The organism is Rhodanobacter soli (assembly GCF_039523495.1).
Taxonomy (GTDB): Bacteria; Pseudomonadota; Gammaproteobacteria; order Xanthomonadales; family Rhodanobacteraceae; genus Rhodanobacter; species Rhodanobacter soli.
In genome coordinates this window covers 22,469-46,993 of record NZ_BAAAFK010000002.1, presented here as the reverse complement: position 1 = coordinate 46,993, position 24,525 = coordinate 22,469, and the positions used below count along the sequence as shown (strand labels likewise).

Genomic DNA, 24,525 nt, shown 5'->3' with positions numbered 1-24,525 from the left:
CTGCAAGCCATGTCAAGCACCTTTTGTGCCAGTGATGGGGGAACCGATGCCGGGTTCACTCTGACGGACACGCCGCGACGCGAGCCGCTTGCCGGGGCCTGCGGCAACGGGATGCAACACGGATCGCCGGTCATCGACTGACCTATACCCGCCGGGACTGGATACCCGACGCGTCTCCCTTGAGCACAAACTGACCCGATTCGACGCCTATCGCCCACGGCGGGGTCGCGTTCGCCAAGGTCCCCGATTCCCGCGCACCCGGCCCGGATACTCGTCACCACGACCGCGGGCGCCACAACACATCCGACCCGCATAGACAGGCACGGCTACAGCGCGCTGGTTCCGGCGAGCCGACGCACGGGTCGCGGCGACGTGTTACTTCGCCTTGCCCTGGTTCGCCACCGCGGCCATCTTCGCGGCGATCGCGTCGGCGTCGCCGAGGTAGTAGTGGCGCAGCGGCTTCAGCGCGTCGTCGAACTCGTATACCAGCGGCACGCCGTTGGGGATGTTCAGCTCCACGATCGCCTCGTCGGAGATGCCGTCGAGGTACTTCACCAGCGCGCGCAGCGAATTGCCGTGCGCGGCCACCAGCACGCGCTGGCCGGACTTGATCGCCGGCGCCAGCAGCTCGTGCCAGTACGGCAGCACGCGCGCCACGGTGTCCTTCAGGCATTCGGTGTCGGGGATGTCTTTCGGATCGAGCGCCGCGTAGCGCGGATCGTGCACCGACTCGTTCGCGGCCCGATCCAGCGGCGGCGGCGGGATGTCGTAGCTGCGCCGCCAGATCTTCACCTGATCCTCGCCGTACTTCGCCGCGGTCTCGGCCTTGTTCAGCCCGGTGAGGCCGCCGTAGTGGCGCTCGTTGAGACGCCAGTCGGTGAGCACCGGAATCCACATCAGGTCCATCGCATCCTGCACGCCCCACAGCGTGCGCACCGCACGCTTGAGCACCGAGGTGTGCGCCACGTCGAACGCGTAGCCGCCCTCGCGCAGCAGGCGGCCGGCCTCGCGTGCCTCGGCCATGCCCTGCTCGGTGAGGTCGACGTCGGCCCAGCCGCTGAAACGGTTGTCGAGGTTCCACTGCGATTGGCCGTGGCGGATCAGGACGAGCTTGTGCATGGAGGCGCCCAACAGTGAGGAGTAAACCGGGAATGGTGCCGGCGGGCCCCGGCAGCGTCAAATGCGGCCCCTGCCACAGGTCATCTCAAACCCTCGGCCCGCTGGCTGCATCCTAGTGCCGGTATCCATCCACTGAAGACACAAGGAGATTGCCATGCGTCGATTCCCGACGATCCTCATCCTGGCCGCACTGGCGCTGAGCCTGGGCCTGCCGCCGCTGGCCGCCGCGCAAGACCACGACATCGACAAGGTCAACGGTTCGGTGCAGGTCGCGGCCGGGCAGCAGGCGGGAGATGTCAGCACCGTCAACGGCGCGGTCCATGTCGGCGACGGCGCCAGCGTGCACGAGGCCAGCACCGTCAACGGCGAAGTCGAACTGGGCGACAAGGCGCAGGCAACCGAACTGGGCACGGTCAACGGCGCGATCAGCCTGGGCAGCGCCAGCCGAGTCAGCGGCAAGGTGAATGCGGTCAACGGCAGCATCCATCTGGCTCGCGGCGCCGAGATCGGCGGCCGGCTGGAGAACGTCAACGGCGCCATCGTGCTGGATGGCGCCCACGTCGCCGGCGGCATCGGCACGGTGGCGGGCGACATCACGGTCGGTGCCGATTCGCGCGTCGAGGGCGGCATCCTGGTCGACAAGCCGAACAACGGCTGGTTCCACTGGGGCAGCGAGCGCAAGCCGGTGATCGTGATCGGCCCGCACGCCGTGGTGCAAGGCACGCTGGAATTCCGCCGCGAGGTGGTGCTGAAGGTCAGCGACAGCGCGCAGATCGGCTCGGTGAAGGGAGCCACGGTGGAGAAGTTCAGCGGCGCGATGCCGTAAAGCCGACTCCTACACCCAGTCGCGCGGTTTCAGGTAATCGGCCAGCTTCGCCTCGGCGGAGCCGGCTTCCGGCTGATACGCGTACTCGAAGCGCACCCGCGGCGGCAGGCTCATCAGGATCGACTCGGTGCGCCCGCCGGACTGCAGGCCGAACAGCGTGCCGCGGTCGTAGACCAGGTTGAACTCCACGTAGCGGCCGCGCCGGTACAGCTGGAACTCGCGCTCGCGCTCGCCGAACGGCGTGGCCTTGCGGCGCTCGACGATCGGCAGGTAGGCATCGAGGAAGCCCTGGCCGACGTCACGGGTGAACGCGAAGCAGCGCTCGAAGCCGCCCTCGTTCAAATCGTCGTAGAACAGCCCGCCGATGCCGCGGGTCTCGTCGCGGTGCTTCAGGTAGAAGTACTCGTCGCACCACTGCTTGTAGCGCGGATAGACGTCCGCACCGTACGGCTCGCACAGGTCGCGCGCCACCGTATGCCAGTGCCGCACGTCCTCGTCCACCGGATAGAACGGGGTGAGGTCGAAACCGCCGCCGAACCACCACACCGGCTCCACGCCCTCCTTGCTGGCCTCGAAGTAGCGCACGTTGGCGTGGGTGGTCGGCACGTGCGGATTCTTCGGGTGCAGTACCAGCGACACGCCGGTGGCGATGAAGCTGCCGCCGGCCAGCTCCGGCCGATGTGCAGTGGCGCTGGGCGGCAGCTGGTGGCCGGACACGCGCGAGAAATTCACCCCGGCCTGCTCGAACACTGCACCGTCGCGCAGCACGCGGGTGCGCCCGCCACCGCCGGCTGCGCGTTGCCACGCGTCCTCCTCGAATCGCGCCGTGCCGTCGGCCTGTTCGATCGCGGCGCAGATGCGATCCTGCAGTTCGCGCAGGAAGGTTTCGGCCTGGTTGGCTTGCTCGCTCATCGTCCGGCTCGTCGATTCAATGGCGCAAGCTTAGCAAGTGCCCATGCACGAACGGCTGTGGCGCGGCGCCGCGCCACCGTGATCCAGCTCAGCTGATCCGCGCCGCCATCCGGCGGTGCCCGATCAGCTGCGCCCAGCGCAGGCCCAGGTCGATCCACATCAGGTAGCTGGCTTCGAGCAGCAACAGGCCGAGGTAGCGCCGCTGCCGCGGCAGCGCCGGTTCGGCGGCAACCGGCAAACCATCGAAGCCGAGCCGGCGCGCCAGCAGCAGGCAGCGCGCCAGGTGATAGCGGCTGGTCACCAGCGCCACCGGTGGCAGGCCGGCGTCGCCGGCCTCGGCCAGCAGCAGGCGGCGTGCGTGGCGCAGGTTCTCCAGCGAGTCGACCGAATCCTGCTCCAGTTCCACCCGTACTTCGCCGGCCAGGCCATGCTGCTGCAACCAGGCCTGACCGGCGGCCGCCTCGCTGCACTGGCCGCCGCTGCAGCCGCCGAGCAACAGCAGGTGATCGGTCTGTTGCTGTTCGGCCAGGCTCAGCGCACGACGCAGGCGCTGCTGATAGTCATGCTCGGGCGCATCGCGCTCGAGGCGGCGGCCGAACACCAGCGTCACCATCCGCCGCGGCGGTACCAGCGGGCTGTGCATGGCGACGCGGCAGACGTGGATCAGGTAACCCAGCCAGACCAGGCCCGCGCTCAATACCAGCGCCAGCACGGTCACCAGCGCGGCATGCTGCACGTCGCGGTCGCGCAGGTAGCGCCAGCTTCGTGAGGGGGAGGGGTTCGACGACACAGGTTTCGCAGAGAACCGGGGTGCTCCAGCTTAGCGGGCGCGCGCTGTTCGCGGTGCCTTCATGTCGCAGCCACCACCCTGAATGCCCACCCGATCACAGGGCAGAAATGCCCTGATTCATTCAGTGCATCCCTAGGCATTCTGCAGGGGCGACGTTAGGCTTTCCTGATGCCCATTCTCATGACACCCCTCGCAGTCACCGCGTATACCGCCACTTCCGCCATGGGCAGCGGCCTCGCAGCACAGCTCGATGCGCTCGAACACGCCCGCAGCGGGCTGCGTCCGAACGACATCAGCAGTGCGCCGCTGGCCTGCTGGGTCGGCCGCGTCGATGGCGTGGAGGGTGTCGCCCTGCCCGCGGCATTCGGCGCGTGGGACTGCCGCAACAACCGGCTGGCCTGGCTGGGCCTGAACCAGGACGGCTTCCTCGAACGCGTGCACGCCGCGCGCGCGCGCTACGGCGCCGACCGCGTGGCGCTTCTGCTGGGCACGTCCACCGCCAGCATCGGCGCCACCGAGGAAGCTTATCGCCGGCTCGATCCCGATGGCGGCTTCGCCGACGACATGCTGCGCCCGGCGATCCACGCGCCGCATTCGCTGGCCGCCTTCGTCGCCGCCGCGCTGGAACTCGAGGGCCCGTGCCTGACGGTTTCCACCGCCTGCTCGTCCAGCGCCAAGGTATTCGCCAGCGCCGAACGGATGATCCGCCTCGGCCTGGTCGACGCAGCGGTGGTGGGCGGCGTGGACACCCTGTGCGACAGCGTGCTGTTCGGCTTCAATGCGCTGGAGCTGGTGTCGCCCGAACCGTGCCGCCCGTTCGATGCCGCGCGCAACGGCATCTCGATCGGCGAGGCCGCCGGCTTCGCGCTGCTGGAACGCACCGACGTGGCGTCCGACGCGCCACGGCTGCTCGGCTATGGCGAGGCCAGCGACGCGTACCACATGTCCACCCCACATCCGGACGGCCTAGGCGCCGAGCTGGCATTGCACGATGCGCTGGCCCGCGCCGGCCTCGATGCGGCCCGGGTCGACTACATCAACCTGCATGGCACCGCCAGCCAGAAGAACGACGAGGTCGAGGCGGCGCTGGTCGGCCGCGCCTTTCCGGCCACGACGCGGGCCAGCTCGACCAAGGGCTTCACCGGCCACACGCTGGGCGCGGCCGGCATCGTCGAGGCGACGATCGCGCTGCAGGCGATCGAGCACGGCCTGGTGCCGGGCAACCTTGGCGGCGACACGCCCGACCCGATCTGCGGCGCGCACTTCGCCTGGCGCAACGAGTACCAGCGCGTCGATGTGGCGCTGAGCAACTCGTTCGGCTTCGGCGGCAACAACGCCTGCCTGGCGTTCGCCCGCGCAGGATTTGCCGCATGAGCGTGCTGCGCGTCCACGTCGAAGGCGTCGGCCTGTGGTCGCCGCAACTGGCCGACTTCGCCGCGCTGCGCGCGCTGCTGGCCGGCACCACCCCGTCAGTACCGCCACCGCGACCGGCCGCCGCCAGCTTGCCGGCGAACGAACGCCGGCGCGCGCCGGAAAGCGTGCTGCTGGCGATCGAGGCGGCCGGCCAGGCGGTGGCGATGAGCCGCCGCGATGCCGCCACGCTGGCCTGCGTGTTCGCCTCCGCGCACGGCGACCAGGCAATCACCGACTACATGTGCGCCACCCTGGCGCAGGCGCCTACCGAGCTGTCGCCGATCCGCTTCCACAATTCGGTGCACAACGCCGCGGTCGGCTACTGGACCATCGCCACCGGTTGCCACGCGTCATCCACCGCAATCTGCGCCCAACGCGCCAGCTTCGGTGCCGCGCTGCTGGAAGCGGCCAGCCAGGTGCTGGCCGAGCAGCGTCCGGTGCTGCTGGTGTGCAGCGACACCGCCGGCGGCGGCCCGCTGGCCGAGGTCACCGGTTGCACGCAGGCGTTCGGCTGCGCGCTGGTGCTGGCGCCGCACGCTGGCCCGGCGACGCTGGCCCGGCTGGAGTTGCAACTGGCCACCACGCATACCGACACGCCCTTGCCGGAACCGTTGCACGGCTGGCGCGCCGGCAACCCGTCGGCCGCCAGCCTGCCGCTGCTGGCCCGGCTGGCCAGTACGGGTGGACACTGCGAACTGGCCGTCGCCGCTACACTCGGCTTGCGGATCGACATGGAGAACGTCGCTTGAACACTGCCGTGGCGCGCTGGTGCGTGCTGATTCCCTGCCTCAATGAGGAGGCCGCGATCCAGTCGGTGGTCGAATCCGTGCTGGCGCTCGGCGCGCCGGTGATCGTGATCGACGACGGCTCCGACGACCGCACGCCGGAGATCGTCGCCACGCTGCCGGTGACGTTGCTGCGCCACGACGAACGCCGCGGCAAGGGCGAGGCGCTGCGCCACGGCTTCCGCGAGGCGCTGCGGCAAGGCTACGAGGCGGTACTGACGATGGACGGCGACGGCCAGCACCTGGCCAGCGACATCCCGCGCATCGTGGCGGCCGCCGCGCAATATCCCGGACACATCGTGATCGGCGCGCGCCTGCTCGATCGCGAACAGCAACCGAAGGGCCGCCGCCGCGCGAACGCGGTGGCCGACTGGGGCATCTCGTGGGCCTGCGGGCAGCCGATCGCCGACACCCAGAGCGGGCAGCGCTGGTATCCGCGCGCAGCGCTGGACCTGGTCGACCTGCCGGCGGAGAACTTCGTGTTCGAAGCGGCGATCCTGATCGCGGCCTCACGCGAGAAAAAGCTCGGCGTGGTCTCGGTGCCGATCGCCTCGCGCTACCACGGCGCGTTCCGTCCCAGTCACCTCAAGCCGGTGCGCGACGTCACCCGCATCACCACCTACACGATCGGCCGGGTCCTCCACTACGGCCACATCGTCGCCAGCCACCGCCGCTCGCGCGCGACGCCGCTCATCGTCGACGACGGCACGACGGGCTGACGCCATGGGCCACGCGCTGCTGCTGGTGCAGTTGGTGGTGATCCTGGTCACCGCACGAGCACTCGCCTGGCTGCTGCGCTGGATCGGCCAGCCGCCGGTGATCGGCGAGATGATCGCCGGCCTGGCGTTGGGCCCGCTGCTGTTCGGCGCGCTGGCACCGGCCTGGCAGGGCTGGCTGTTCGCACCGGCCAGCCTGCCGGCGCTGGACGGGCTGAGCCAGATCGGCCTGGTGCTTTTCATGTTCATCGTCGGTGCCGAGCTGCGCCTGTCCGGCGGCGTGCGGCAGGCGCTGCGCACGGCCGGGGCGGTCGGCGGACTCGCCGTGCTGCTGCCGATCGGCCTCGCCCTGCTGATCACGCCGCTGCTGCATGCACGCTATGCGCCGGCCGGCATCGCGTACTGGCCGTTCGCGCTGTTCCTGGCCGCGTCGCTGGCGATCACCGCGATGCCGGTGCTGGCGCGCATCCTCAAGGATCGCCACGCCACGCACACGCCGGTCGGCCAGCTCGCGCTGACGGCGGCGGCGATGGCCGACGTGCTGGCGTGGATCCTGCTCGCGCTCACCGTGGCGCTGATCTCCGCGCACGGCGACTGGGTGCCGTTCTGGCGCAGCGTGCTCGGCGTCGGCGCCATGCTGGCGCTGTGCTTCGGCGTGCTGCGGCCGCTGTTGCGGCGCTGGCTGACGCGGCACGCGGCCGATGGGCGGCCAGCCGGCGGCGTGCTCGCCGTGCTGCTGATCGGCGCGTTCGGCTGCGCCGCGATGACCGAGTGGCTGCATCTGCATGCGGTGTTCGGTGCGTTCGTGTTCGGCCTGTGCCTGCCGCGCGACGATGCGTTGCTGGCCGGGCTGATCGAACGGCTGGAACACGTCGCGGTGATCGCGCTGATGCCGGTGTTCTTCGCGCTGACCGGCCTGAGCACCAGTGCCGACGCGTTCCAGCGCGAAGCGCTGGGCGCCTTCGCGCTGATCCTCGCGGTTGCCGTGATCGGCAAGGTGCTCGGCGGCGCGCTCGGCGCGCGCATGGGCGGCCACGGCTGGCGCGACAGTTTCGCAGTCGGCTCGCTGATGAATGCGCGTGGCATGGTCGAGCTGATCGTGCTGAAGATCGGTCTCGATGCCGGCGTGATCGGCCGCGAGATGTTCACCCTGCTACTGTTGATGGCGATCGTCACCACCATGATGAGCACGCCGATGCTGCTGTACTTCAGCCGCCACCACCGACCTGCCGCCGTGGAATGCTCACGCCACCCAGACCAGGGTTGAGCCAGCATCGGTCGTGCACGGCAGCCGTCGCGCATTTCCGGAGCCTTGAACCTGCATGAGCGACACGACCCATGAAGCAGTCATTCTCGGCGGCGGGCTGGCCGGCCTGTGCCTGGCGTTGCAGCTGCGCGGCGAATTTCCGGAGATGGACATCCTGGTGCTGGAGCGCAACCGGCACCCGCTGCCGGCGGCGGCGCACAAGGTCGGCGAGTCGACGGTGGAGATCGGCGCGGATTATTTCGACCACACGCTGGGCCTGCGCGACCACATGGATTCGGCGCACATCCGCAAGTTCGGCCTGCGCTACTTCTTCTGCGACGGGCGCGACGACGTCGAGAACACCACCGAACTGGGCGTGAGCCGGATCCTGCCGGCACCGAGCTACCAGATCGACCGCGGCATCTTCGAGACCTTTCTCGGCGAGGAAGCGCGGCGACGAGGCATCACGTTCCGCGACGGCGCCACGGTCAAGCGCTTCGACGTGGGCGAGCATGGCGTCGAGCACGAGGTGCATTACGTCGATGCCGACGGCGAGCACCATGTCACGGCGCGCTGGCTGCTGGATGCGTCGGGCCGCGCCGCGCTGCTGCGCCGGCGCTTCGAGCTGACCGTGGACAACGGCCATCACGCCAACGCGGTGTGGTTCCGCATGGATGCGAAGCTCGACATCGACCGCTGGAGCGACGACGCCGACTGGCGCGGACGCGTTTCGCCGCCGGAACGCTGGCGCTCGACCAACCACCTGACGGGGCCGGGCTACTGGGCGTGGCTGATTCCGCTCGGTTCGGGCGCGCACTCGGTCGGCATCGTCACCGACGCGGCGATGCATCCGCTCGACGGCATGCGCGACTTCGAACTCGCGCTCAAATGGCTGCATACCCGCCAGCCGGCGATGGGCCGCGCGATCGCCGCCGAGCGCGACAGCCTGCTCGACTTCCGCTTCCTGCGCAATTACTCGCACGACAGCCGCCAGCTGTTTTCCGCCGATCGCTGGGCGCTGACCGGCGAGGCCGGCAGCTTTCTCGATCCGTTCTACTCGCCCGGCAGCGACTTCATCGCGATCGCCAACACCTACATCGTGGCGCTGGTCGGACACGACCGCGCCGGCCGCAAGCTGGCGCCGTACGCGCACATCTACGAGCAGCTGTTCCGCTCGTTCTACGCGAGCACGCTGAGCCTGTTCCGCGGCCAGTACCCGTTGTTCGGCAACGCCCAGGTGCTGCCGGCCAAGGTGACCTGGGACTATGCGTACTACTGGGGCGTGCTGTGCCAGCTGATGTTCCAGCGCCGGCTGACCGACCTCGACCTGCTCGGCGAGATGCGCCCCGAACTGGAACGCGCACAGGCGCTCAATGCGCGCATGCAGCAGTTGTTCCGCCACTGGCATGCGGCCAGCAACGGCCACAGCCGCCGCGAGATGCTGGACCAGTACAGCCTGGCCTGGTTCGCCACACTCAATCGCGGCCTGCACGACACGCTGGACGATGCCGGCATCCGCGCGCGGCTGCGCGAGCACGTGCGCCTGCTCGACGGCCTGGCCGATGCGCTTACCCTGCAGGCGGCCGCCGTCGATGCGCGCCTGCATGCACCGTTGTCCGGGCAACCGCGGCCGGCGCTGTTCAACGCGGCGGGGTGACCGCGCGGCTCAGCCCATCGCGCCGTTGACGCCGATCGACTGGCCGTTGATGTAGCCGGCCGCGTCCGAGCACAGGAACGCGACCAGCGCGGCGACTTCCTCCGGCTTGCCGGCGCGCTGCGCGGGCACCAGCTCGCGGATGCGTTCGGGCGGGAACGCGGCCTCGGCCATGCGCCCCTCGATCACGCCGGGCGCGACCACGTTGACGGTGATCCCGCGCGAGGCCATCTCGCGCGCCAGCGACTTGCTGGCGCCGACCAGCGCGGCCTTCGCCGCGGCGTAGTTGGTCTGGCCGCGATTGCCCAGTTGTGCCGCCGCCGAGCCGATCGAAACGATGCGGCCGAAGCGTGCACGTGCCATCGGCAGCAGCAGCGGCCGGGTGACGTGGAAGAAGCCATGCAGCGAGACGTCGATCACCCGGTGCCACTGCTCGTCGCTCATGCCCGCCATCGGCGCGTCGTCATGGATGCCGGCGTTGTTGACCAGCGCGTGGATCGGTCCTTCGGACAGCAGCACGTCGAGCGCCGCGCGGGTCACCTCCGCATCGGTGACGTCGAACGCCAGCGCCTGCGCGCTGCCGCCGGCGGCGACGATCGCGGCGGCGGTCTCCTCGGCCCGGGTCAGGCTGTGGTGGCCGTGCACGACGACGTGCCAGCCGGCGGCGGCAAGCGCGTGGCAGATCGCGCCGCCGAGCTCGCCGCTGCCGCCGGTGACCAGGGCGCGGCGGGCAGGATGGGCTTCGGACATGGCAGGCCTCGCAGGCGGGTCAGCGGGAAGGATGGATCACCGCGGCACGCCCGCTGGCGAGCAGCCGGCCGCGATGCTCGACGCGGAACGCATACTGCGCGCCGCCGTCGTCGGCGTAAAGGCATTCGGCGTGGACGTCCAGAGGGCCGTCGAGCCGATCGACGTACTCCTCGAACAGCCGCACGTCGCGCAGACTGACCAGCATGCCGGGGCGCACCGTCTCGTCGCCGCGCGTGCGCGCCAGCAACGCGCCGTGCACCGCCATCGCCTGCGCGCCGTATTCGGCCAGGTGCACGGCGTGCAAGCCGTGCGGGCCGCGCAGCGGGTTGTCGGCGCGCGCGTGGCCCGCGCTGATCGCGTGGATGCTGCGCTCGTCCCACGCCAGCACCGCATCGAGCAGGCACATCGCGCCCGCGTGCGGGATCAGCGGCGCCCAGTCAGTCTTGTCGAGCATGCGGCGCCATCAGGATCGACAGGCAGAAGTGGAACGCCACGCCCAGGCTCACGGTGAGCCCGATCGCGCGCAGCACGGGAATGGTCGCCCACGCCAGCATGCCGAACACCAGCAGCGCGGACAGCACGCAGACAATGGTGGCGTGCAGCGTGCGCCGCTGCTCGGCGGGGTCGCCGGTGTCGCGCTCGAAGAACAGCGCGTAGTGCAGGCCTAGGCCGCCGGCGAGAATCAGCGCGACCAGATGGAACAGCGAGATCTCGATGCCGACCACGCGCTCCACCGCCAGCACCAGGAAGGTGGCCAGCGTCATCGGCGCCAGCACGTGCCAGGCGCGGCGCAGGCTGCGCAGCGCGAACGTGATGGTCAGCACCAGCAAGGTCGCAGCGACCAGCAGGGCCTGCAGGATGCGTGTGCGGTAGTCGACCACCAGCGACTCCGAGGCCGCCTTCAGGTCGAGCAGGCGCACCGCGCCGTTCGTGTTTTCACCCAGCGCCTGCAGCGCGGCCGCGTCATGCACGCCGCTGACCGTGCCCAGGCCCAGCCAGTGGCCGTCGCGCTCTACCAGCATGGCGGCCAGGCGCTGGCCCAGCGGCGTCTGCGCGTAGCGCTGCGGCGTCAGCGGCGGCAGTTGGCGCGCGGCTTCCACATCGTCGACGAACGGCTGGAACAGGTCGGGACGGAACGGCAGGCCCTGCACCGCGCCGTCCAGTGCGTGCTGCAGCGTGGCGCGATCGGGCAGCTTCTGCTGGCGTTCGCGCTGCAACGCTGTCGTCGGCAGATAACGCGACGGCAGTTCCAGCGCATCGGCCGCGCGTTGCGCCAGCAGTGCATCGACGCGCGGCTGCAGTTGTTCCGACAACGCCAGCACGCCCTGCTCGGTCGGTGCCTGCAGCACCAGCAGGTAGCGCACGTCGGGCGCGCCCAGCGCTTCGCGCAGGCGCGCGTCGTGCTGCAGCAGGTCCTGCGGCAACGGGGTCAGCGCGGCGAGGTTGTTTTGCCAGAACGGCGCGGGTGCGAGCGCCAGCATCAGCACGATCGCCACGGCGACCGCGGCGGGAATCCAGCGCGGCCGCGGCAACCGGTCGACGACATCGCGCGCGCGCGCCAGCCAGCGCATGTCGGCGACGTCGCGCACGCGTCGCGGCAACAGGTGCGGCAGCAGGTAGCGCGTGCTGAAACCGGCCACCAGCAGGCCGACGATGGTGAACACCGCCAGCTGCTTCAGCCCGTTCACCCCGGAAGCGTAGAACGCCAGGTAGGCGATGCAGGCCGAGGCGATCGCGGTCAGCAGCAGCGGCCACAGGGCGCGCACGCTGTGCACCGCATCCTCGCCGGCGCGGCGGTGGCTGAGCACGCGGATCGGGTATTCCTGCGCCACGCCAAGCAGGGTGAAGCCGAACGCCAGGGTGATCCCGTGCACTTCAGGGAACGCGAGCGTCAACGCGGCGATGCCCGCCAACGCGGCGCTGGCGATCGGCAGCGCCGACAACAGCAGCGAGCTGAAGCTGCGATACGCCAGCAGCAGCAGCGCGATGAAACCCACGGTGGAGACGCGCCCGATCCAGTCGGCCTGATGCCGCGTCTGCGCACCGACCACCACGCTGAAATAGCCCGGACCACTCAGCTCGAGCTTCGCGCCGGTACTGCCGGGCAACGCGTGGAAGGCCTGGCGGATGCCGTCGATCGCCTGCTGCTGCGCGCCCGGATCGAAACCGGCGGCGACCGTCTGCACCAGCAACAGCGCTTCATCCTGCGGCGAGAACCACACGCCCTCGCGCAGTTCCGGCGATTTCGCCGGTGCCCACCGCTCGGCCAGCTTCAGCACCTCCAGCGTGGGGTCGCGCGGCAACAGGCCTTTCAGCAGACTGGCCGCCGGCGAGGAGAGATCGTCCAGCCGCTGCTGCAGCTGGTCGGCCAGGTACGCCGCGTCCAGCGGCTGCGTGTCCAGCGTGGGCGACAGCAGGTAGCGATATGGCAGCAGGCTGGCGTCCAGCGCGCCGAGATCGAAGCTGCCATTGAGCGCCTGGCTGTAGCGCTTGTCGTTTTTCAGCGCCGCAGCGAGACCCTGGCTCAGCGCCGCCAGCTGTTCGTCGGGCTGGCCAGAGATGGACAACAACAGCAAGCGCGAGCCCGGTCCTTCGCCGACCTGCTCCATCAGCAGGCGCTGGTCCGGCGTGGTCGGCGCGGGCATGAAGCTGCGCAGGTCGGTGCTGACGTGCAGCCGCTGGCTGACCATCCAGCCGAGCGCGGCCAGCGCCAGCAACCATCCGATCAGCAACGTCGCGCGGGCGCCCCGACGCATGCTCAGGGCACGCCCTGGCACAGCGCCTGCAGCGCTTCACGGGTAGGCTCGGTCGGCATCTGCGCGGCCAGCGGGCCGAGCAGGTCGACCGCGAGGTCACCGTCGGCCTCCTGCATGTGCATGCAGCGCGACTCCTTCGCGTAGCCGTCGATGCGGATGCTGGCGACGGTTTTCACCACGCGGGCGTCGCGCGGCACCAGGGTCAGCGTCCACGCGCCGCCGGCGTCGCCGCCCTGGCGGATCTCGAACGCCTGCTGCAATCGCGCAGCGTCGCCGCTGAGCAACGCCACGAAGCTGTCCAGCAATACCTGCAACTGCGGCGCACGCTTCAGCGAAAAGTGCCGCGGGCTCTTGCCGGCGCGCTGCTGGGTGACCTCGCCGTCGGCGATGGTGGACGTTTCCTGCTGCGGATGATCGACGCGCCGCTGCAGCCGGTCGCCGCCGAGCCACGATAATTCGCCGGAGACCACCAGCGGCCGATCGAGCACCTGCAGGAAACGCGCCTCGGCGAATGCGGTACGCGCGGGCGCGGGCTGGCCCAGGGCCGCGATCAGCGCCGGCGCGGACGACGCTGTCGGCGCCGGCTCAGACGCCGACGCGCTCGCCCACAGCGGCAGCAGCAGGCCCATCAGCCACAGGCGCGTCTTGCCAGAAATCATAGAAGTTGAACCAGTTGTAGGGAGCGACATGGATGTAGTGCTCCAGCCGTTGCGCGTAACGGGCAATCAACGCATCCAGCGCCGGGCCGCGATTCTGCCGCGGGATGTGCACCTGGTCGCTGAACGGCTCGAAGATCAGTTTGTAGCGGTTGCCGCCAAGGTACAGCCCGAAGCACAGTACCACCGGCACCTGCAGCGTATGCGCCAGCAGCCACGGGCTGATCGGGAATGGCGCGGAGGAACCGAGGAAACCGGTGCGCCGCAATACCTCGTGACCGCGGCCGCGATCGGCCAGCATCGCCACCAGCGCGCCGTCGTGGCAGGCCTCGGCCATCGCCAGCGCGATCGTGGTGCCGTCCTGCGCCGCGTCGATCACGCAGGCGCCCACGTCCGGCGCCAGCGCTTCGAGCAGTTCGGTCATCGCCGGGGTCTTCTGCTTGTCCAGCACCACGCGCAGCGGCATCTCCGGCCGGCGCGCGCCGATCGCCCGCAGCGCCTCGAAACTGCCCTGGTGCGAGCCGAACAACAGCACGCCGCGACCCTGCGCGACGCACTGGTCAAGCAGGTCCAGACCCTCGGTCTCGATCCGGAACGGCTGCTCGCCGTGTGCGAGCAGGAAGATCCGGTCCAGGATCGTCGCGGCAAAACAGTGGATGTGCTTGAGCACCTGCCACGTCGAGGCCGGGCGGCCGAACACGCGTTGCAGGTATTGCCGCGAGGCCTGCCGTTCCGGCCCGCGACGCAGGAAGAAGTACAGCGTGATCGGGTACAGGCACAGCCGGCCCAGCCGGCGCCCGCCGTACAGCGCGATCGCGCGGATCAGCCAGATCGCGAAACGTCCGCCGCCTTCCGGTCGGTTCTGCCAGTGTTCGTGTGTGCTCATCATGTCGTTCCCTCGACCAGGCCACGTGCCAGCAGGATGCCGTCACGCCGGATCTCGAAACGCGCCCGCGCGCCATCCGCGGCGGTCAGGCGCAACGTGGCGGTTTCCTCCGGCAGCAGCGGCGCGGCGAACTTCGCTTCCAGCACGCGGCCCAGCCGCTGGCCGCGCCAGGCGCGCAGGGCCAGCGCCACCTGCTCCAGCAGGACCACTCCCGGCACCAGCGGCGCGCCGGGAAAGTGGCCAGGCAACGCCGGATGCCCCGCGTCGATGCGCAGCGCCTGTTCGAAGCCGGCGTTCATGGCGTCACCGCGCGCTTGCCGCGCAGCAACTGCGGCCAGTGCAGCGCCAGCTGCAGCAGCATGTCGTGCAGGCCGGGATGAGGCAGATGGCGCAGCCGCCAGCGGCGATAGGCGTACTCCAGCAGGAATGCCGCCGCCAGCAGGATGTAGCAACCCAGGTGCAGCCACGTTGCGGCCCAGCGCTCGGGCACCGACAGCGGCGCGGCGATGCCGGCGCGCGCCAGCAGGCCGTTGTGGTCGGCGCACAGCAGCAGCACGGTCAGCAGCAGCGCCTGGGCGCCCAGCAACACTGTCCAGAACCAGGTGATCTGGCGCGCGTAGGCTGCCACGCCCGGCTGCAGCAGCCGTTCGGCGCCTTCGATGGCGACGATGATGCGCGCCACCAGCGGCTCGGACGTGCCCAGCGTGCGGCCGAACCAGCCCGCCAGCAGTGCATTGATCAGCACCGGCACCGCCTCCAGCAGCACGTCGGCAAAGCCGTACCGCCACGTCCACAGCAAGCCGGCCAGCAGGCCCGACCACCACAGCCACGGCGCGGCGCGGCGCGTCAGCAGGCGCGGCAGCATCAGCACGGTCAGCAGCAGGGCCAGCGCCAGCAGCGCGAACACCTGCCGCTGCGTCACCGCGCCGGCGATCGCCAGCAGCGGATAGGCCGGCAGCAACAGCAGGCCGTAGCGCCGCGTCGTGCCGTCAGGTGGTGAAGAGAACGTCATGCGGGGTTCCGCGGTGGCTCCATCGAAGCCGCCAGCCTGCCACCGGCGCTGGAACATGGCGTGACAGAAGCAACGCCGATGCGTCGACGCGCCCGCTTCAACCGACGCGGTTCTTCTCGACATGCGCGGACAGCGTGCGCAGGTTGGTGAAGATCTGCCGGTTGTCCGGGTTGTCCGAGCGCAGCTGGAAGCCGTAGCGTTTGGACACGGCCAGGGCGATCTCCAGCGCGTCGATGGAATCCAGTCCCAGCTCGCCGCCGAACAATGGTGCCTCCGGGTCGATCTGTTCCGGGGTCACGGTCTCGAGATTCAGGCATTCCACGACCAAGGTGGCCAATTCGTGCTGTGCCGCTGTCTGTTCCGCCATGCTCGATTCCGTACGCTGAATACATTGCCTCCCCCCGGTGGCAGTGGCCGCGGAGTGTAACATAGCGCCCTTGTCGCTCCCGGTTGTACGCAATGATGCAGGGCTGTGAAAACCCCCAGATCGACCCGCAGCCGCGCCGCGCGCCACGGGTGTCCTACCGCATGGCCGAGGTCGCCGCGACTCTGGCCGAACCCGGCACGCTGGCGCTGTTCGGCTTTGGCGCCAGCGCGCCGGCCAGCACCGACCCGCGCTATCTGCAGGTGGCGTTGCAGGCCTTCGATACCCCCGCGCCCGTGGAGCTGTGGCAGGTCGACGCGCCAGTCAGCAGCGGCAGCGACGGCGCGCTGCGCTGGTCGGCCGGCGGCGGCTGGCTGTTCGCCTCGATCGAGCTGGACGAGCGCGAACACGGCGGTCCCATCGCCACCGCCCGGCTGGCCTACGAGCAGTTGCACCGCTTCGTCGCCACGCGCGAGGCGCGGCATGTGCTGCGGGTCTGGAATTATCTCGGCGCGATCAATCACGGCGACGGCGACGCCGAGCGCTACAAGCACTTCTGCGATGGCCGCGCCACCGGCATGGGCGATTTCTTCGCCGAAGGGTTTCCCGCCGCCACCGCGATCGGGCATCACGGCGACCCGCATCGCCTGCAGGTCTACCTGCTGGCCTGCGACCAGCCCGGCACGCGGGTGGAAAACCCGCGCCAGGTCAGCGCCTGGCGCTACCCGCGCCAGTACGGCCGCACCCCACCGAGCTTCGCCCGCGCAATGGCGCTGCCGGCGCAGGACGTGCTGGCGATCTCCGGCACCGCCGCCGTGGTCGGCCACGCCTCGGCGCACCAGGACGACCTCGATGCCCAGCTGGAAGAAACCCTGACCAACCTCGAGGCGCTGCTGTCCAGCGCCGGTATGGCCGCCAGCTTCGACACCCGCTCGCCGCTGAAGGCCTACGTACGCCACGACGCCGACGCCCCGCACGTGCGCGCGTTCCTGCAAACTCGCCTGCCCGGCGTGCCGGTACTGTTGCTGCACGGCGACATCTGCCGCAGCGAGCTGCTGGTGGAGATCGACGGCTGGCGCTACGTGTAAGAAAGGCAAGTTGTGAGAGAAAGGCAGCGCTTTCTCCAGCTACTGGCCACTCGCCACTTACTTCCGCTTCACGGGTCGTTTCCAGCCCGCGAACGTCTGCTGCCGGCCGCGCGCCACGGTGAGCTCGCCATCCGGTGCATCGTGCGTGATCACCGAACCGGCGCCGATGGTGGCCTGTGCACCGATCGTCACCGGCGCCACCAGCGCGCTGTTGGAGCCGATGAAGGCACCGTCGCCGATGCGCGTGGTGAACTTGTTCACGCCGTCGTAGTTGCAGGTGATCGTGCCGGCGCCGATGTTGACACCGCGACCCACCACGGCGTCGCCGAGGTAGGTGAGGTGGTTGGCCTTGCTGCCTTCGCCGAGGCGGGTCTTCTTGGTCTCGACGAAGTTGCCCACGTGCACGCCGCCATCGAGCTCGGTGCCGGGGCGCAGCCGCGCGAACGGGCCGATCGTGCAGGGGCCGTGGGTCACCACGCCGTCCAGGTCGCAGTGCGACTGCACCACGCTGCCGGCCGCCAGCTGCACGTCCTTCAGCCGGGTGAACGCGCCGATGCGCACGTCGTCGCCGAGCACCACGCGGCCCTCCAGGATCACATCGATATCCAGCTCGACATCGTGACCGGCCTCGACCGTGCCACGCACGTCGATGCGCGAGGGATCGGCCAGGCGCACGCCATCGGACATCAGCGCGCGCGCGGCACGCTGGCGATACGCCGCTTCCAGCTCGGCCAGCTGCAGCGGATTGTTCGCGCCGGCGGCCTCGATCGGGTCGACGCATTCGACACTGAGCGCCGTTCGGTTTTCCGCGGCGGCCATGTGGAAGATGTCAGTGAGGTAGTACTCGCCCTGCGCGTTGTTGCGGTCGAGCCGGCCGATCCAGCCGCGCAGGGCCTGCGCCTCGGCGACCAGGATGCCGGTGTTGACCAGGTTCACCGCACGCTGGTCGGCATCGGCATCCTTCTCTTCGACCACGGCGCGCACGCGGCCGTTGCCGTCGCACAACACACGGCCGTAGCCGTGCGGGTCGGCGAGCCGTATGGTCAGCAGGCTGAAGCCGCCCTCCGCCTGCACCAGTTGCTGCAGTGTCTCGACCCGGGTCAGCGGCACGTCGCCGTACAGCACCAGCACGCGCACGCCATCGGGCACGCCGGCCAGCGCCTGCTCCACCGCGTGGCCGGTGCCCAGCCGCTCCGCCTGCAACACCCAGCGCAGAGCCTGCCCCGGACTTGATCCGGGGTCGGCCTGACCGGCAAACGCGGCCGGCACCTGCTCGCCGCCATGGCCGTAGACGACGTGGATCGCCGCCGGCTGCAGCGCGCGCGCCGCCGCGATCACGTGCGCCAGCAGCGGCCGGCCGGCCAACGGCATCAATACCTTCGGTCGGTTCGATTTCATCCGCGTGCCGGCGCCGGCGGCGAGGATGATGACGTGAAGGGGTGCGTGATTCATGGATATCGGCCTTGGCGCGTCGCGATCAAAAAGCATACCAGCCCGTTCTGCCCGGACGAGGGCGGGTGAGGCTCAGGGCGTCGTAGCCACGGCCGAAACCGCGGGCTTGCCGGCGGGGCACGCGAAGCGGAACACGTAGGCCAGGCTGAACGGTTTCGTCTCGCTGTCCACCACATGGCTGTTGCCGTCGGCATCGGCCGCCCAGCGGTTGATCAGCAGCGGATTGAACTGCCATTGCAGCGCGGCCACGCGCACCGCGGCGATGAAGGCACGCCGACCGGCGTCGGCCTGCGCCTCACCCGCCACGCGCACTTCGTCGAGCCGGCCGTTCGCGCCGACGATCAGCAGCGCCGGCACTTCCTGCGGTGGCGGGCAGCGGGCGAGCAGATCGGGCGGATACGCCGGCGTCACACGCTGTAACGGCGTGCCGCCGCTGGACACCTCGCCCAGCGCCAGTGGATAGCGTGTCGTGCCGGGCGGCAGCACAGCCCGCCACGATGCCTCGCTCGTGGCGGATGGCAACGGCGGCGGCCGGGGTGGCGTGATGGCGCAGCCGACGAGGATCAGCAACAGTCCGCCCCATGCGTACTTCAGCCGCGTCATCGTCATCATCCCTGTCTGTCCAAAGCTGCATCGTGCCGATGCAAAAACGCCGGCACAAGGCCGGCGTCCTTTTCTGAAGTGTCCATCGAAGCGACCGCTTCATCCACGAGTGCGGCCACGGACGGCCGCCTTTTGATCCTGGCTCTGCGCTCACGGACGAGCGCACAAACTCAGTGCTTGAGGTTCTTGCGCAGCCGCTCCAGCGCCTGCAGCTGGGTCATCGCCTCCACCAGCTTGGCCTGGGCCTCGGCGATTTCCATCGCGTCGGTGCGGTTGGCCAGCGCGTCTTCGGCTTCCTTCTTGGCGCGCTGCGCGGAGGCCTCGTCCAGGTCGGCGGCGCGCGCGGCGGTATCGGCCAGCACGGTGACCACTTGCGGCTGCACTTCCAGCATGCCTCCGGAGACCCAGAACTGCTGGCGCTCGCCACTGGCCAGCAGCACGTCGACGTGGCCCGGCTTGAGACGGGTGATCAGCGGTGCGTGGCGCGGCGTGATGCCTAGCTCGCCGATTTCGCCGGTGGCAACGACCATCGTCGCGTCGCCGGAGAAGATCTCGGCTTCGGCACTGACGATGTCGACGCGAATGGTTTGGGTCATGGCTTGGTCTCGCTTTGCTCGACTGGAACAGGGAACGGGGAACGGGGAACGGAAGAATCAGGAGCGCTGACGCCGAGGCATCGCTGCTCTTGTTCCCCGTTCCCCGATCCCTGTTCCCGCTTTTGCAATCAGGCGGCCTTCTTGGCGCCCATCTCTTCCGCTTTCTTGATCGCCTCGTCGATGCCGCCGACCATGTAGAACGCCTGCTCCGGCAGGTGGTCGACGTCGCCGTCGACGATCATCTTGAAGCCGCGGATGGTTTCCTTCAGCGACACGTACTTGCCCGGCGAACCGGTGAACACCTCGGCCACGTGGAACGGCTGCGAGAAGAAGCGCTCGCACTTGCGCGCACGCGCCACGGCCTGCTTGTCCTCTTCGCTCAGCTCGTCCATGCCAAGGATCGCGATGATGTCCTTCAGCTCCTTGTAGCGCTGCAGCGTGCCCTGCACCTTGCGGGCAACGTCATAGTGCTCCTGACCGATCACGTTCGGATCGAGCTGGCGGCTGGTCGAATCGAGCGGATCCACCGCCGGGTAGATACCCAGCGAGGCGATGTTGCGGCTGAGCACCACGGTCGCGTCCAGATGCGCGAAGGTGGTGGCCGGCGACGGATCGGTCAGGTCGTCCGCGGGCACGTAGACGGCCTGGATCGAGGTGATCGAGCCGGTCTTGGTCGAGGTGATGCGCTCCTGCAGCACGCCCATTTCCTCGGCCAGCGTCGGCTGGTAGCCCACCGCCGACGGCATGCGGCCGAGCAGCGCGGACACTTCGGTACCGGCCAGCGTGTAGCGGTAGATGTTGTCGACGAAGAACAGTACGTCGCGACCCTTGCCATGCTCGTCCTTCTCGTCGCGGAAGTATTCGGCCATGGTCAGGCCGGTCAGCGCGACGCGCAGGCGGTTGCCCGGCGGCTCGTTCATCTGGCCGTACACCATCGCGACCTTGTCGAGCACGTTGGAGTCTTTCATCTCATGGTAGAAGTCGTTGCCCTCGCGGGTACGCTCGCCCACGCCGGCGAACACCGACAGGCCTTCGTGCGCCTTCGCGATGTTGTTGATCAGTTCCATCATGTTGACGGTCTTGCCGACGCCGGCGCCGCCGAACAGGCCGACCTTGCCGCCCTTGGCGAACGGGCAGACCAGGTCGATCACCTTGATGCCGGTTTCCAGCAGGTCGGTGGCGGCGGCCTGGTCGGCGTAGCTCGGCGCCTCGCGGTGGATCACCCACTGGTCCTGCTCGCCGATCGGGCCGGCCTCGTCGATGGCGTTGCCGAGCACGTCCATGATGCGGCCCAGGGTGGCCTTGCCGACCGGCACCTTGATGCCTTCGCCGGTGTTGCGCGCCTGCAGGCCGCGCTTCAGGCCTTCGGTGGAACCAAGTGCGATCGTGCGCACGATGCCGTCGCCGAGCTGCTGCTGGACTTCCAGCGTGATCGCGGTGCCGTCGATTTTCAGTGCGTCATACACCTGCGGCACCTGGTCGCGCGGAAACTCCACGTCGACGACCGCACCGATGATCTGAACAACTTTGCCCTGGCTCATGCTGATAGCTCCGGATGAATCTCTTTAAGATTTCGATTTGTACAAAGCGCCAATGAAACGTCGCTCTTGCTAGGAGTGCGGCCACGGATGGCCGCTTTTTGATCTTGTTCTGCGATCACGGATGAGCGCATTTATACCGCCGCAGCGCCGCTGACGATTTCCGAGATTTCCTGGGTGATCGCGGCCTGGCGCGCCTTGTTGTAGATCAGCGTCAGCTCGTCGATCACCTTGTTCGCGTTGTCCGACGCGCTCTTCATCGCGACCATGCGCGCGGCGTGCTCGCTGGCCAGGTTCTCCAGCGCCGCCTGGTACACCACCGACTCGATGTAGCGGGTCAGCACATGCTCCAGCACGGTCTGCGCATCCGGCTCGTAGATGTAGTCCCAGTCGTGGCTCGCTTCCAGCTTCACGCCGGCGTACGCCGACTCGCCCGCTTCCTGGTGCGCTTCCATCTCCGCGGCCACCAGCGGCAGCGGCAGCAGCGCGTCGATGGTCGGCTTCTGCGTCATGGTGTTGACGAAGTCGTTGTAGGCGAGGAACACGCGGTCCAGGCCGTTGGCCTGGTAGGCGTCCATCATCACCTTGATCACGCCGACCAGCTGTTCGAGCTTGGGCTTCTCGCCGAGATGAGTGACGCTGCCGACCAGGTTGACGCCCTTGAGGCGGCGAAAGAACGCCACGGCCTTCTGGCCGATCGCCACCACGTCGACCTGCACGCCCTGCTTCTGCCATTCGGCGATCGCCGGCAGCAGGCGGCGGAACAGGTTGGAGTTGAGGCCGCCGCACAGGCCGCGATCGGTCGACACCACGATGTAGCCGACCCGCGCCACGTTGTCGCGCTGGACCATGAACGGATGGCTGAAGTCGGTGCTGGCCTGCGCCACGTGCGCGATCACCTTGCGCATGGAGCGCGCATACGGACGCGAGGCCTTCATCAGATCCTGCGCCTTGCGGATCTTCGAGGCCGAGACCATCTCGAGCGCGCGCGTCACCTTGCGCATGTTCTGCGTGCTCTTGATCTTGGTTTTGATTTCGCGTCCGCTGGCCATGCTCTATCCGCTCGTTATGCTCGCTGGTGGGAAGAGAGGAAACCGTCCACCCTTCCGATTCGCCACTACCCGTATTACCAGCTACCGGTCTTCTTGTACTCGTCCAGCGAGGCCTTGAAGACGCCCTCGATGTCCTTGTCCCAGTTGCCGGTGGCCACGATGGTGTTCATCAGGTCGCCGTGGTTCTGGTGCATGAACGCGTGCAGACCCTTCTCGAACGCCAGCACCTGGTTCACCGGCAGGTCGTCGAGATAACCCTGCTCGGCGGCGTACACCGACAATGCCAGCTCGGCGATCGACAGCGGCGAATACTGCTTCTGCTTCATCAGTTCGGTGACGCGCTGGCCGCGGTCGAGCTGGGCGCGGGTGGCCGGGTCCAGATCCGAGGCGAACTGCGCGAACGCGGCCAGTTCGCGGAACTGCGCCAAGGCTAGCTTCACGCCGCCGGACAGCTTCTTGACGATCTTGGTCTGCGCGGCACCGCCGACGCGGGATACCGAGATACCGGCGTTCACGGCCGGTCGGATGCCGGCGTTGAACAGGTCGGTTTCGAGGAAGATCTGACCGTCGGTGATCGAGATCACGTTGGTCGGCACGAACGCCGAGACGTCGCCGCCCTGGGTCTCGATGATCGGCAATGCGGTCAGCGAACCGGTCTTGCCCTTCACTTCGCCGTTGGTGAACTTCTCGACATACTCCTCGGACACACGCGAGGCGCGCTCGAGCAGACGGCTGTGGAGATAGAACACGTCGCCCGGATACGCTTCACGACCCGGCGGACGCTTCAGCAGCAGCGAGATCTGGCGATACGCTACGGCCTGCTTGGACAGATCGTCGTAGACGATCAGCGCGTCCTGGCCGCGGTCGCGGAAATATTCGCCCATCGCGCAACCGGAGTACGGCGCGACATACTGCAGCGCGGCCGACTCGGACGCCGAGGCGACCACGATGATGGTGTTCGCCAGCGCGCCGTTCTCGTCGAGCTTGCGCACCACGTTGGCGATCGACGAACGCTTCTGGCCGATCGCGACGTAGATGCACTTAATGCCGGAATCCTTCTGCGCGATGATCGCGTCGATCGCCAGCGCGGTCTTGCCGGTCTGGCGGTCGCCGATGATCAGCTCGCGCTGGCCGCGGCCGACCGGGATCATCGCGTCGACCGACTTGTAGCCGGTCTGCAGCGGCTGGTCGACCGACTTGCGCCAGATCACGCCCGGCGCGACCTTCTCGATCGGCGCGTTGAGCTTGGCATTCAGCGGGCCCTTGCCGTCGATCGGATTGCCCAGCGCGTCGACGACGCGGCCGAGCAGCTCCGGGCCAATCGGCACTTCGAGGATGCGGCCGGTGGTCTTGGCAGTGTCGCCTTCGCGCAGGTGCTGGTATTCACCGAGCACCACCGCGCCGACCGAGTCGCGTTCGAGGTTGAGCGCCAGCGCAAATGAGTTGCCCGGCAGCTCGATCATCTCGCCCTGCATCACGTCGGCCAGGCCGTGGATGCGCACGATGCCGTCGGACACGCTGATGATCGTGCCCTCGTTGCGCGCTTCCGCGCCGAGCTTGAACTGCTCGATGCGGCTCTTGATCAGTTCGCTGATCTCGGACGGATTCAGTGTGGTGCTGGACATGGTCATCTATCCCGAAAATGAAAAGCTTTTTTGAAGAGTCCGGCCAGGGATGGCCGGTCTTGCTCTTCGCGAAACGGATCTCGCGTTTACTCAATCTGTCCGGCCACGGACGGCCGGTTTTGCTCTTCGCGAAATGGACTTCGCGTAAATCAATTCGCCAGTGCGCCAGCCAGCTTCGCCAGGCGCCCACGGGCGGAACCGTCAATCACTTCGCTGCCGGTATCGATCACCACGCCGGCCAGCAACGCCGCATCGACCTGGGTTTCCAGTTCGATCTCGCGCTTGAAGCGGCGCTTCAGCGATGCCTTGAGCTGCTCGGCCTGGACGGCGTCCAGCGCCATCGCGCTGGTCACCTTGACCAGCAGCTGCGACTCGGACTCGCGCTTGAACGCCTCGAACAATTCAGCCACTTCCGGCAGCAACGCCAGCCGGCGCTGCTCGGCCATCTCGACGAGGAACTGCCCGAACGGGGCGTCCGCGGCCACGCCGGTGGGCAGATGCAGCGCCACCAGCTGCGCCGGCAGCACCCGCGGGTCGTTGCCGAGGCCGGCCACGCGCGGGTCCTTCGCCACCGCGGCGGCGAACGCCAGCGCCTGCGACCATGCGTCCAGCGTGCCGGCCGCATGCGCCACTTCGAAAGCGGCGCGGGCGTACGGGCGGGCGAGGGTGATTGCCTGGGCCATGGA

25 protein-coding genes are annotated in these 24,525 nt (G+C 68.8%); 7 read left to right on the top strand and 18 right to left on the bottom strand.

Going from position 1 to position 24,525, the window contains the following annotated elements:
• Positions 1-375: 375 nt before the first annotated feature.
• Positions 376-1,119 carry a 2,3-diphosphoglycerate-dependent phosphoglycerate mutase gene (gpmA, locus tag ABD024_RS15275; protein WP_343854943.1) on the bottom strand — a complete coding sequence of 248 codons (744 nt, stop codon included), beginning with the start codon at positions 1,117-1,119 and terminating at the stop codon, positions 376-378.
• 154 nt (positions 1,120-1,273) lie between these two features.
• Here gpmA and ABD024_RS15270 point away from each other — a divergent pair, with 154 nt between their 5' ends.
• The gene (locus ABD024_RS15270) at positions 1,274-1,945 is read left to right on the top strand and encodes a DUF4097 family beta strand repeat-containing protein (RefSeq protein WP_343854941.1); all 672 of its coding nucleotides are present in this window, start codon (positions 1,274-1,276) and stop codon (positions 1,943-1,945) included.
• Between the two features lie 9 nt (positions 1,946-1,954).
• Here the strand turns inward: ABD024_RS15270 and hemF are convergent, their stop codons facing one another.
• Together hemF and ABD024_RS15260 are read right to left on the bottom strand one after the other, a co-directional pair.
• A complete protein-coding gene (gene hemF / locus ABD024_RS15265; RefSeq protein WP_343854939.1) occupies positions 1,955-2,857 on the bottom strand; it encodes an oxygen-dependent coproporphyrinogen oxidase in 903 nt (300 codons plus the stop codon).
• Between the two features lie 88 nt (positions 2,858-2,945).
• The gene (locus tag ABD024_RS15260) at positions 2,946-3,647 is read right to left on the bottom strand and encodes an ElyC/SanA/YdcF family protein (protein ID WP_343854936.1); all 702 of its coding nucleotides are present in this window, start codon (positions 3,645-3,647) and stop codon (positions 2,946-2,948) included.
• A gap of 180 nt (positions 3,648-3,827) precedes the next feature.
• Between ABD024_RS15260 and ABD024_RS15255 the strand changes: the two genes are divergently transcribed.
• The 5 genes from ABD024_RS15255 to ABD024_RS15235 are packed head-to-tail and all read left to right on the top strand — an operon-like array spanning position 3,828 to position 9,464.
• A complete protein-coding gene (locus tag ABD024_RS15255; protein WP_343854934.1) occupies positions 3,828-5,021 on the top strand; it encodes a beta-ketoacyl-[acyl-carrier-protein] synthase family protein in 1,194 nt (397 codons plus the stop codon).
• The gene (locus ABD024_RS15250; RefSeq protein ID WP_343854932.1) at positions 5,018-5,809 is read left to right on the top strand and encodes a beta-ketoacyl synthase chain length factor; all 792 of its coding nucleotides are present in this window, start codon (positions 5,018-5,020) and stop codon (positions 5,807-5,809) included. The genes ABD024_RS15255 and ABD024_RS15250 overlap by 4 nt, the downstream gene beginning before the upstream one ends.
• Entirely contained in the window at positions 5,806-6,564 is a 759-nt protein-coding gene (locus ABD024_RS15245) for a glycosyltransferase family 2 protein (RefSeq protein WP_343854930.1), read from the top strand. Before ABD024_RS15250 ends, ABD024_RS15245 begins: the two co-directional genes overlap by 4 nt.
• A 4-nt stretch (positions 6,565-6,568) precedes the next feature.
• Positions 6,569-7,828, top strand: coding sequence for a cation:proton antiporter (locus tag ABD024_RS15240; RefSeq protein ID WP_343854928.1), 1,260 nt, complete (start codon positions 6,569-6,571; stop codon positions 7,826-7,828).
• Positions 7,829-7,883: 55 nt separating this feature from the next.
• Positions 7,884-9,464 (top strand): NAD(P)/FAD-dependent oxidoreductase, encoded by a 1,581-nt coding sequence (locus tag ABD024_RS15235; RefSeq protein ID WP_343854925.1) that lies wholly within the window; start codon positions 7,884-7,886, stop codon positions 9,462-9,464.
• A gap of 9 nt (positions 9,465-9,473) precedes the next feature.
• Here the strand turns inward: ABD024_RS15235 and fabG are convergent, their stop codons facing one another.
• The 8 genes from fabG to ABD024_RS15195 all read right to left on the bottom strand — a co-directional run bounded on the left by fabG (position 9,474) and on the right by ABD024_RS15195 (position 15,888).
• Positions 9,474-10,211: a 3-oxoacyl-ACP reductase FabG gene (fabG, locus tag ABD024_RS15230; protein WP_343854923.1), complete on the bottom strand. Its 738-nt coding sequence runs from the start codon at positions 10,209-10,211 to the stop codon at positions 9,474-9,476.
• Positions 10,212-10,230: 19 nt separating this feature from the next.
• Complete coding sequence (locus tag ABD024_RS15225; protein ID WP_343854920.1) at positions 10,231-10,665, bottom strand: hotdog family protein; 435 nt, start codon at positions 10,663-10,665, stop codon at positions 10,231-10,233.
• A complete protein-coding gene (locus ABD024_RS15220) occupies positions 10,649-12,967 on the bottom strand; it encodes an MMPL family transporter (protein WP_343854918.1) in 2,319 nt (772 codons plus the stop codon). The genes ABD024_RS15225 and ABD024_RS15220 overlap by 17 nt, the downstream gene beginning before the upstream one ends.
• 2 nt (positions 12,968-12,969) lie before the next feature.
• Positions 12,970-13,626, bottom strand: coding sequence for a LolA-related protein (locus ABD024_RS15215; RefSeq protein ID WP_343854915.1), 657 nt, complete (start codon positions 13,624-13,626; stop codon positions 12,970-12,972).
• Positions 13,553-14,509, bottom strand: a complete 957-nt coding sequence (locus ABD024_RS15210) for a lysophospholipid acyltransferase family protein (RefSeq protein ID WP_343854913.1) — start codon at positions 14,507-14,509, stop codon at positions 13,553-13,555. Before ABD024_RS15210 ends, ABD024_RS15215 begins: the two co-directional genes overlap by 74 nt.
• Positions 14,509-14,808: an ApeI family dehydratase gene (locus ABD024_RS15205; protein WP_343854910.1), complete on the bottom strand. Its 300-nt coding sequence runs from the start codon at positions 14,806-14,808 to the stop codon at positions 14,509-14,511. The genes ABD024_RS15210 and ABD024_RS15205 overlap by 1 nt, the downstream gene beginning before the upstream one ends.
• The gene (locus ABD024_RS15200) at positions 14,805-15,521 is read right to left on the bottom strand and encodes a COG4648 family protein (protein WP_343854906.1); all 717 of its coding nucleotides are present in this window, start codon (positions 15,519-15,521) and stop codon (positions 14,805-14,807) included. Before ABD024_RS15200 ends, ABD024_RS15205 begins: the two co-directional genes overlap by 4 nt.
• Before the next feature lie 97 nt (positions 15,522-15,618).
• On the bottom strand, positions 15,619-15,888 hold the full coding sequence (locus tag ABD024_RS15195) for a phosphopantetheine-binding protein (RefSeq protein ID WP_343854903.1): 270 nt from the start codon (positions 15,886-15,888) through the stop codon (positions 15,619-15,621).
• Positions 15,889-15,980: 92 nt separating this feature from the next.
• Between ABD024_RS15195 and ABD024_RS15190 the strand changes: the two genes are divergently transcribed.
• Complete coding sequence (locus ABD024_RS15190) at positions 15,981-16,973, top strand: chorismate transformation FkbO/Hyg5 family protein (RefSeq protein ID WP_343854901.1); 993 nt, start codon at positions 15,981-15,983, stop codon at positions 16,971-16,973.
• A gap of 57 nt (positions 16,974-17,030) precedes the next feature.
• Here the strand turns inward: ABD024_RS15190 and glmU are convergent, their stop codons facing one another.
• The 7 genes from glmU to ABD024_RS15155 form a co-directional block, all read right to left on the bottom strand.
• Positions 17,031-18,425, bottom strand: a complete 1,395-nt coding sequence (gene glmU, locus ABD024_RS15185) for a bifunctional UDP-N-acetylglucosamine diphosphorylase/glucosamine-1-phosphate N-acetyltransferase GlmU (RefSeq protein WP_343854899.1) — start codon at positions 18,423-18,425, stop codon at positions 17,031-17,033.
• A gap of 72 nt (positions 18,426-18,497) precedes the next feature.
• A complete protein-coding gene (locus ABD024_RS15180) occupies positions 18,498-19,028 on the bottom strand; it encodes a hypothetical protein (RefSeq protein WP_343854896.1) in 531 nt (176 codons plus the stop codon).
• Positions 19,029-19,198: 170 nt separating this feature from the next.
• A complete protein-coding gene (locus tag ABD024_RS15175; protein ID WP_343854892.1) occupies positions 19,199-19,624 on the bottom strand; it encodes a F0F1 ATP synthase subunit epsilon in 426 nt (141 codons plus the stop codon).
• Positions 19,625-19,752: 128 nt separating this feature from the next.
• Positions 19,753-21,165: a F0F1 ATP synthase subunit beta gene (atpD, locus tag ABD024_RS15170; RefSeq protein WP_343854890.1), complete on the bottom strand. Its 1,413-nt coding sequence runs from the start codon at positions 21,163-21,165 to the stop codon at positions 19,753-19,755.
• A gap of 131 nt (positions 21,166-21,296) precedes the next feature.
• Positions 21,297-22,214, bottom strand: a complete 918-nt coding sequence (atpG, locus tag ABD024_RS15165; RefSeq protein WP_343854888.1) for a F0F1 ATP synthase subunit gamma — start codon at positions 22,212-22,214, stop codon at positions 21,297-21,299.
• A gap of 74 nt (positions 22,215-22,288) precedes the next feature.
• Complete coding sequence (gene atpA, locus ABD024_RS15160; RefSeq protein WP_343854884.1) at positions 22,289-23,839, bottom strand: F0F1 ATP synthase subunit alpha; 1,551 nt, start codon at positions 23,837-23,839, stop codon at positions 22,289-22,291.
• Between the two features lie 149 nt (positions 23,840-23,988).
• Positions 23,989-24,522, bottom strand: a complete 534-nt coding sequence (locus ABD024_RS15155) for a F0F1 ATP synthase subunit delta (RefSeq protein WP_343854882.1) — start codon at positions 24,520-24,522, stop codon at positions 23,989-23,991.
• Positions 24,523-24,525 lie beyond the last annotated feature (3 nt).

Bases quoted from the DNA above. Each gene is read 5' to 3' on its own strand.
- gpmA (WP_343854943.1), bottom strand. From the start codon at position 1,119: ATGCACAAGCTCGTCCTGATCCGCCACGGCCAATCGCAGTGGAACCTC.
- ABD024_RS15270 (WP_343854941.1), top strand. From the start codon at position 1,274: ATGCGTCGATTCCCGACGATCCTCATCCTGGCCGCACTGGCGCTGAGC.
- hemF (WP_343854939.1), bottom strand. From the start codon at position 2,857: ATGAGCGAGCAAGCCAACCAGGCCGAAACCTTCCTGCGCGAACTGCAG.
- ABD024_RS15255 (WP_343854934.1), top strand. From the start codon at position 3,828: ATGACACCCCTCGCAGTCACCGCGTATACCGCCACTTCCGCCATGGGC.
- ABD024_RS15250 (WP_343854932.1), top strand. From the start codon at position 5,018: ATGAGCGTGCTGCGCGTCCACGTCGAAGGCGTCGGCCTGTGGTCGCCG.
- ABD024_RS15240 (WP_343854928.1), top strand. From the start codon at position 6,569: ATGGGCCACGCGCTGCTGCTGGTGCAGTTGGTGGTGATCCTGGTCACC.
- ABD024_RS15235 (WP_343854925.1), top strand. From the start codon at position 7,884: ATGAGCGACACGACCCATGAAGCAGTCATTCTCGGCGGCGGGCTGGCC.
- fabG (WP_343854923.1), bottom strand. From the start codon at position 10,211: ATGTCCGAAGCCCATCCTGCCCGCCGCGCCCTGGTCACCGGCGGCAGC.
- ABD024_RS15225 (WP_343854920.1), bottom strand. From the start codon at position 10,665: ATGCTCGACAAGACTGACTGGGCGCCGCTGATCCCGCACGCGGGCGCG.
- ABD024_RS15220 (WP_343854918.1), bottom strand. From the start codon at position 12,967: ATGCGTCGGGGCGCCCGCGCGACGTTGCTGATCGGATGGTTGCTGGCG.
- ABD024_RS15215 (WP_343854915.1), bottom strand. From the start codon at position 13,626: ATGATTTCTGGCAAGACGCGCCTGTGGCTGATGGGCCTGCTGCTGCCG.
- ABD024_RS15210 (WP_343854913.1), bottom strand. From the start codon at position 14,509: ATGAGCACACACGAACACTGGCAGAACCGACCGGAAGGCGGCGGACGT.
- ABD024_RS15205 (WP_343854910.1), bottom strand. From the start codon at position 14,808: ATGAACGCCGGCTTCGAACAGGCGCTGCGCATCGACGCGGGGCATCCG.
- ABD024_RS15200 (WP_343854906.1), bottom strand. From the start codon at position 15,521: ATGACGTTCTCTTCACCACCTGACGGCACGACGCGGCGCTACGGCCTG.
- ABD024_RS15195 (WP_343854903.1), bottom strand. From the start codon at position 15,888: ATGGCGGAACAGACAGCGGCACAGCACGAATTGGCCACCTTGGTCGTG.
- ABD024_RS15190 (WP_343854901.1), top strand. From the start codon at position 15,981: ATGATGCAGGGCTGTGAAAACCCCCAGATCGACCCGCAGCCGCGCCGC.
- glmU (WP_343854899.1), bottom strand. From the start codon at position 18,425: ATGAATCACGCACCCCTTCACGTCATCATCCTCGCCGCCGGCGCCGGC.
- ABD024_RS15180 (WP_343854896.1), bottom strand. From the start codon at position 19,028: ATGACGCGGCTGAAGTACGCATGGGGCGGACTGTTGCTGATCCTCGTC.
- ABD024_RS15175 (WP_343854892.1), bottom strand. From the start codon at position 19,624: ATGACCCAAACCATTCGCGTCGACATCGTCAGTGCCGAAGCCGAGATC.
- atpD (WP_343854890.1), bottom strand. From the start codon at position 21,165: ATGAGCCAGGGCAAAGTTGTTCAGATCATCGGTGCGGTCGTCGACGTG.
- atpG (WP_343854888.1), bottom strand. From the start codon at position 22,214: ATGGCCAGCGGACGCGAAATCAAAACCAAGATCAAGAGCACGCAGAAC.
- atpA (WP_343854884.1), bottom strand. From the start codon at position 23,839: ATGTCCAGCACCACACTGAATCCGTCCGAGATCAGCGAACTGATCAAG.
- ABD024_RS15155 (WP_343854882.1), bottom strand. From the start codon at position 24,522: ATGGCCCAGGCAATCACCCTCGCCCGCCCGTACGCCCGCGCCGCTTTC.